The sequence below is a fragment of the Blastomonas sp. CCH1-A6 genome, from assembly GCF_001556365.1.
GTDB lineage: Bacteria > Pseudomonadota > Alphaproteobacteria > Sphingomonadales > Sphingomonadaceae > Blastomonas > Blastomonas ursincola.
The window spans coordinates 1-6,631 of sequence record NZ_LSIS01000169.1; the positions used below are offsets into that span (position 1 = coordinate 1).

A 6,631-nucleotide genomic window follows, 5' to 3' on the forward strand; every position below is an offset into this window, starting at 1 on the left:
GTTTCATGCGCGCCGCAGCAATCAAGCTGCCAGGCGCAGGAACGGCACCGGATCGGTCGAGCGCAGGATGATCGGCTTGCCCGCGCTCGCCTCGAAGATTTCGCCGTCCAGGATCACGCGGCTGCGCGTGCGGTCGCTGTCGATGCGGATCATGTCCTCGCGCGCCAGATGCACGCCGCGTCCGCGCCGGGTGCCGAACCGGCCCATCAGCGTGTCGATCAGCATCGTCGTCAGTCCGGCACGATTATGCTCGACCGCGATGAACTTCAGATGCCCGGTCGGCGATGGTCCGCTGTCGGCACGACTGCCGAGCAGCAGCTTTTCCAGCGTCGTCACCATCACCACCAGGAAGCTGCCATTGAGCTCGCCCTTCTGGAAATAGGAGATGCGCAGTGCCGATCGGGTGATCGGCAGGAACTTGGCGGTCAGGCCGAACAGCATCGTGAACAGCCCCGCAATGGCCGCGATGAAATGGCTGATCGAATTGGGCAGGCCGAGCGGATAGATCTTCTGGCGGCAATAGAGGATGATCTCGGCCAGACCGGCCCCGCCCATGAACATGCCCAGCACCGGGCGCCCGTCCTCGCCATCGGACAGCGCGATCAGCTGCCGCACGACGATATGGCTTTCCAGATCGTTGCGCGCGATCTCGACGATGCGATCGAGCGTCGCCAGCGGCTTGCCGCGCGCGCCGAGGTCGAGCGCGATCAGGTTGGTCTTGCCGTTCGGCAGCACCGCGACCGGCGGCGGCGACTTGCCGAAATGGCCGCCATGGTAGAGCTCGGTCAGCGTCGCCTGCACCGTGCCGTCGCCGCCATTGATGACGAGCACGCGCGGCTTCACCAGGGCAATGGCGCGCAGCGCGTCGGCAATCTGGTGAACCTCTTCCACCTCGTAGTGGAAGATGTCCGGGTTGCGCGCGCAATAATCGCGCACCGCCGGCAACATCGCCTTGTTGCCGGTCGAGCGCGGATTGGAAATGAGCGCAACGAGAGTCATTCAGGTCATCCTATCGGCTTGATCGTCATCCCCTGGCGGTAGTTCAGGACCACCTGGATGCGCGTAACGCCGGGACCCACCCGGATGGCGGTCTTGCCCGCAGAGGGCTTGAGGCTGAGCAGCGAGAGCGAGGGGTTGTTCGAGAACCCGCCACCATCGTTCCAGCCGGATTTGCCGCTGCCGTCGACATCGTGGCGCACGGCAATGCCATAGGCGCCGGTGGCCGGAAGCGGCACGCAGAAGCTCATCTTGCCGCCACGCGGGGCGACGGCGGTGTCGATGCGGTTGATCCATGCGCCCTTTTCCAGCCAGCTCGCCTTCGTGGCGGGATAGGCCTGGACGCGGATGCGGCCGGTATTCGCCTTGAAGCCGCTGACCGTCACATGCACCGCCGGGCCGTCCGCCCCATCGGCGCATTTGCGCAGGTCGTTGGCGATTTCCTGCCGCTGCGCATGGGCCACAGGCGTCAGGGCCGCGAAGGCGATGCCGCCCGCAGCCAGACAAGCCAGTGATTTTGCCGCAATTTTGAACATGACGTAATCATTCCCAGAAGCTATAGCCGTGCCGCTCCGGATGGCGCGGACAAGGCCGATGAGCCCCCTTTACAGTCCGCTTATGGGAAGCGTTTGCGGCCAAATCATGGTGACAGGGCGACAATAAGTTGAAATTGCTAACCGCCACAGACGCTTATATCGCCCGTCTCGTCTTCTTTCCGCTGGTCGGCACGCTGATCCTGGCTGCCATGCTGCTGGTGCTCGACAAGATGCTGCGATTGTTCGACTTTGTCGCGGCCGAAGGCGGACCGGTCAGCGTCGTGTGGCGCATGCTCGCCAACCTTCTGCCCGAATATCTCTCGCTGGGAATTCCCATCGGCCTGCTGCTCGGCATCCTGCTGGCGTTCCGTAAGCTCGCCATGTCGTCGGAGCTAGACGTGTTCCGCGCGGTCGGCCTCAGCTACACCCGGCTGCTGCGCGTGCCGTACATGTTCGCGGTCGGGCTGATGCTCGTGAACCTGGCCCTGGTCGGCTATATCCAGCCCAAGGCGCGCTATGCCTATGAGGAACTGGGCTTCGAGCTGCGCTCGGGCGCGCTGGGTGCCTCGATCAAGGTCGGCGAATTCACGCAATTGGGCGACCGGATGACGCTGCGCATCGAGCAGAGCCGCGATGGCGGGCGCGAGCTGTACGGCATTTTCGTGCGTGCCGAAGCCAAGTCGGGCACCTCGCTCTCGGTGACGGCGGAGCGCGGCAAGTTCCTGGCGACCGACGACCCGAACACGATCATCTTCCGCCTGACCAATGGCACGCTGGTGCACGATTCGCCCGACTACAAGACCCCGCGCGTGCTGACCTTCAGCAACCATGACCTGCCGATCGACCTGCCCAAGATCGAATCCTTCCGCAGGCGCGGCGGCGGCAAGGACCGCGAATACACGATCCCCGAGCTGGTCCGCATCGGCACCGATGCCAGCATTCCCGAGGCGCAGCGCAACCAGACGCGTGCCAATTTCCATTTCCGCATGGTCGAAGTCGTGATGATGCTGCTGATGCCGCTGCTCGCGGTGGCGCTGGCGATCCCGCCCAAGCGCTCGACCTCGGCGCTCGGCGTCTTCCTGTCGATCGTGATGATCGTGACCTATCACAAGATCAACGAATATGGCGAGGATGTCGGCGCGCTGGGGCTGGTCGACCCGATCATCGCGCTGTGGGTCCCCTTCGCGCTGTTCTCCGCATTGATCGCCTGGATGTATTATCAGGTCGCCTTCGTGCCCGGCGGTCAACCGATCGGCGCGCTGGAAAAGGTCTTCGCCAAATCGGGCGCGGCGGTGCGCGGGCTGTTCAGCTTCGGCCGCAAGCGGTCCTTCCAGGAATAGGCGCAAGCGCGATGCAGTTCGAATTCTTCCCTTCGCGCACCGTGGCCATCTACATGGCGCGCAAGTTCCTCACCAGCATCCTGGCGGTGGTGGCGCTGCTGTTCATCGTTCTCCAGTCGCTCGACCTCCTGGGCGAAAGCGGCAAGATCCTCGCCTATCCGGGCAACGGCCAGGCGCAGCTCTTGACCTATATCTCGCTTCGCGCGCCGCAGATCATCGACCTCGTGCTGCCCTTTTCGGTGCTGCTGGCGACGATCATCACGCTGGCGACGCTGAACCAGAACAGCGAAGTCGTGGCGATGAAGGCGGCGGGGCTGTCGGCGCATCAGGTGCTCGCGCCGCTGCTGATCGCGGCCTTCGGCGTCTCGGCGATCACCTTCGTCTTTTCCGAACGCATCCTCACCCGCGCCACCGCGACGCTGGACGCCTGGGAAGCGGCGGATTTCGGTCCGATCCCGCGCGATTCCAACGTGAAGTCGAACATCTGGGTGCGCGAAGGCGACAATATCATCCAGGCCGATACTGTCGAAGGCCGGGGCAACGCGACACGGCTCACCGGGGTCGCGGTGTACCAACGCGACAGCCAGGGCGGCATGGCGCGGATCATCAAGGCCAGCGAAGGCACCTATACCGGCAAGGGCTGGAAGCTGACGGATGCGACGCAGTTCGATGTCGCCACCGGGCAGAAACAGGTGCTGGGAGATATCGTCACCGCAGGCAATGTGCGGCCCGACCAGTTCACGCTGTCCAAGGTCAATGCCGACGGCCTGTCCTTCCCGCAGCTATGGACCGCGATCGCCGAGCTCAAGGCCGCCGGTCGCCCGACTGCGGCGCTCGAGGCCAATCTTTGGCACAAGCTGTCGGGCCCGCTTTCGGCGCTGCTGATGCCGCTGCTTGGCGCAGTCGCCGCCTTCGGCCTGGCGCGATCGGGCCAGCTGTTCATCCGCGCCGTGATCGGCATGGCGCTGGGCTTTGCCTATTTCGTCGCGGACAATTTCGCGCTCGCAATGGGCAATCTGGGCGCCTATCCGCCGATCCTCGCGGCCTGGTCGCCGTTCTTCCTGTTCCTGATGGTCGGCGAGACCGTCCTCATCCGCACCGAGGAATAGGCCGCAACCCGTGGCCGCAGACACGCCCGATCCTGTCAGCCCCGCCCCCGCAGTGAGCCGCGCCGATGTGGCGAGCGGCGCAGCGCTGTCGGGCCTGGCGCGCATGGGCGCGATCATCGAGATCGTCACCCAGCCTGCCTTCGTGTGGATGTTCGGCCTCGCCACCTATGGCAGCTATGTCGTGCTCTGGGCGGCGGTGAACGTGCTTTCGACGCTGACCACCCTGTCGCTGGCGCAAGGGCTGCAGCGTTCGATCCCGTCCGCCGCCAGCCGCGAGGCCGAGCATGGCGTGGTGCGCTATGCGCTGCTGGTGACGGTGATCCCGTCGGCGTTCGTGGCCCTGTGCATCACCCTCGCCGCGCCTGGAATCGCGCCGCAATTCTCGGTCGAGCCGGCGATGCGCCCGCATCTGCCCACGCTGATCGCGCTGTTCGTGTGGACGCTGCCGCTCACCGTCGCGCTCGAAATCGCGACCGCTGCCGCGCGCGCGCGCCGCGCCTTCGGGCCCGAGATCCGGCTGCGCATCTTCTGGGAGCAGATCGCGCGGCTGATTGTCGCGGTCGCGCTCTATGCGCTGGGCGTGCGGCTGTTCGGGCTGTTCATCGCGCATATCGTCTCGCTGGGCGTCACCGCCTGGCTCTCGGTGCGGCTGCTCGGGCGCTATTACGATCTCGGCCTGCTCTGGCGCGCTCCGATGCCGCCAGCCTTGCGCCACGATACGCTGAAATCGGGCCTGGCGACCATGCCTCCCAACCTCGCGCGACGCGCATTCAATGATCTGCCGCCGGTGCTGCTGGGCCTGGCGCTGAGCGGCGGCGGCGGCGCGGTGGCGGCGGGGCTGTTCGGCATCGCGCGCAAGATCGCCTCGGTGCCACTGATCGTGCGCCAGACCTTTCTCTATGTCCTTGCGCCCCTGAGCGCCGCGCAGCGCGCCGCCGACCGGGCCCAGATCGCGCCGCTCTACCGCTTTGCCAACCGCATCGCTGCCATCATCGTGCTGCCGCTCACCGCGGTGATGATCGCCGGTGGTGATGCGACGCTGCTGCTCTTCTCGCCCGAGGCCGCCGATGCGCTGCCGGTGCTGATCGTGCTGCTGGTCGGGCGCGCGGGCGAGACGATTCTGGGCGCGGCGACCCCGATCGTCGAGATGACCGGGCACCGCCTGCTGCCGCTCGCCAATTCAATTGCGGGGCTCGCAGTCGCGGGGCTGGTCGGCTGGCTGACGGTCGATGCCATGGGCGCGACCGGCATGGCGCTGGCGGTGAGCGCGGGCGTGATCGTATCGAGCTGGGCGGCGGTGGCAGAACTCTGGATCAGCGATCGGCTGGGTCCGTTCGACCGGCATTTCCTGCGCGCCCTCGCCTGCGGCCTGGGCGGATTTGCCGCGCTCTGGCTGGTCGGCTGGCTGTTCCAGGGGGTGGGCATGGTGCCGCGCGCCGCGATCCAGTTTGCCTGTTTCTTTCCGCTGGTCTGGCTCGGCCTCAAGTTCGGGCTCGATGCCGAGGACAAGGCCGCACTCGGCAAGGCGGGGCGTAAACTGGCGCTGTAAGGCGCGCCAGGCCAATTGCCCCTGCAACCAAAGCCCGCTAGACCCGTGGTGAAAGACCGCGCGGGCGAAGCGCGGCAGCCAGAGGAGCCCTGACCCGGTGATCGCCAACAAGTCTCTCGACCAGTTTGCCCGTTTCAACAATCTGCTCGACCTGTTCTTCGCGCGGGCGGACGAGCTGGGCGACAAGCCTTTCCTCTGGGCCAAGCGCAGCGGCGCGTGGACGCCGATCAGCTGGCGGCAGGCGGCGGGTCAGGTCGCGGAACTGGCGCATGCGCTCACCGACATGGGGCTGCAGCGCGGCGACCGGGTGATGCTGGTCAGCGAAAACCGGCCCGAATGGTGCATCGCCGATCTCGCGATCATGGCCGCAGGCTGCGTTACCGTGCCAACCTACACCACCAATACCGAGCGCGACCACCAGCATATCCTCGACAATTCGGGCGCGCGCGCGGTCATCGTCTCCGATGCCAAGCTGGCGCGGGCGCTGCTGCCCGCGGTGTTGCGCGCAGGCAATGCCTGGCACGTGATCGGCATGGAGCCGGTCAAGGTCGGCCAGGCCAGCCGCTTCCGCGCGCACAACTGGTCCGATCTGGTCACCGGCGATGCCGGGCGCCAGGCCGAGCTGATGCCTGCGATCCGTAGCCATGCGGCAACGCTCACGCGGCAGGACACCGCCTGCATCATCTATACCAGCGGCACCGGCGGTGCGCCGCGCGGGGTGATGCAGCACCATGGTGCGATCCTGCACAATGTCGCCGGCCCCACCCGCGTGATCACCGAGGATTTCGGCTGGGACGACGAGGTGTTCCTCTCGTTCCTGCCGCTCAGCCATGCCTATGAGCACAGCGCGGGCCAGTTCTTCCCGATCGGGCTCGGCGCGCAGATCTATTATTCCGAAGGGCTGGAAAAGCTCGCCAGCAATATCGAGGAGGTGCGCCCGACGCTGATGGTCGTGGTGCCGCGCCTGTTTGAGGTGCTGCGCGCGCGCATCCTCAAGCAGATCCAGAAACAGGGCAAGGTCGCCAATTTCCTGTTCGAGCGCGCAATGGCGCTGGGCGAGAAACAGCTCGGCGGCCGCGACGGTCTGCTCGACAAGCCGAT

At 66.1% G+C, this 6,631-nt stretch carries 6 protein-coding genes; 4 read left to right on the forward strand and 2 right to left on the reverse strand.

Annotation, left to right across the window (positions count from 1 at the left end):
- Positions 1–21: 21 nt before the first annotated feature.
- Positions 22–999, reverse strand: a complete 978-nt coding sequence (locus tag AX735_RS06880; protein WP_066277664.1) for a diacylglycerol kinase family protein — start codon at positions 997–999, stop codon at positions 22–24.
- A gap of 5 nt (positions 1,000–1,004) precedes the next feature.
- Positions 1,005–1,532 carry a DUF2141 domain-containing protein gene (locus AX735_RS06885; protein WP_066277667.1) on the reverse strand — a complete coding sequence of 176 codons (528 nt, stop codon included), beginning with the start codon at positions 1,530–1,532 and terminating at the stop codon, positions 1,005–1,007.
- Between the two features lie 134 nt (positions 1,533–1,666).
- On the opposite strand from AX735_RS06885, the gene lptF reads away from it, so the two are divergent.
- The 4 genes from lptF to AX735_RS06905 all read left to right on the forward strand — a co-directional run.
- Positions 1,667–2,872, forward strand: coding sequence for an LPS export ABC transporter permease LptF (lptF, locus tag AX735_RS06890; protein WP_060979463.1), 1,206 nt, complete (start codon positions 1,667–1,669; stop codon positions 2,870–2,872).
- Positions 2,873–2,883: 11 nt separating this feature from the next.
- Positions 2,884–3,981: an LPS export ABC transporter permease LptG gene (lptG, locus tag AX735_RS06895; RefSeq protein WP_066277669.1), complete on the forward strand. Its 1,098-nt coding sequence runs from the start codon at positions 2,884–2,886 to the stop codon at positions 3,979–3,981.
- Between the two features lie 10 nt (positions 3,982–3,991).
- A complete protein-coding gene (locus AX735_RS06900) occupies positions 3,992–5,530 on the forward strand; it encodes an oligosaccharide flippase family protein (protein ID WP_066277672.1) in 1,539 nt (512 codons plus the stop codon).
- Positions 5,531–5,627: 97 nt separating this feature from the next.
- A partial coding sequence (locus AX735_RS06905) for an AMP-binding protein (protein WP_156447441.1) occupies positions 5,628–6,631 on the forward strand: 1,004 nt, incomplete at its 3' end.

Bases quoted from the DNA above. Each gene is read 5' to 3' on its own strand.
- AX735_RS06880 (WP_066277664.1), bottom strand. From the start codon at position 999: ATGACTCTCGTTGCGCTCATTTCCAATCCGCGCTCGACCGGCAACAAG.
- AX735_RS06885 (WP_066277667.1), bottom strand. From the start codon at position 1,532: ATGTTCAAAATTGCGGCAAAATCACTGGCTTGTCTGGCTGCGGGCGGC.
- lptG (WP_066277669.1), top strand. From the start codon at position 2,884: ATGCAGTTCGAATTCTTCCCTTCGCGCACCGTGGCCATCTACATGGCG.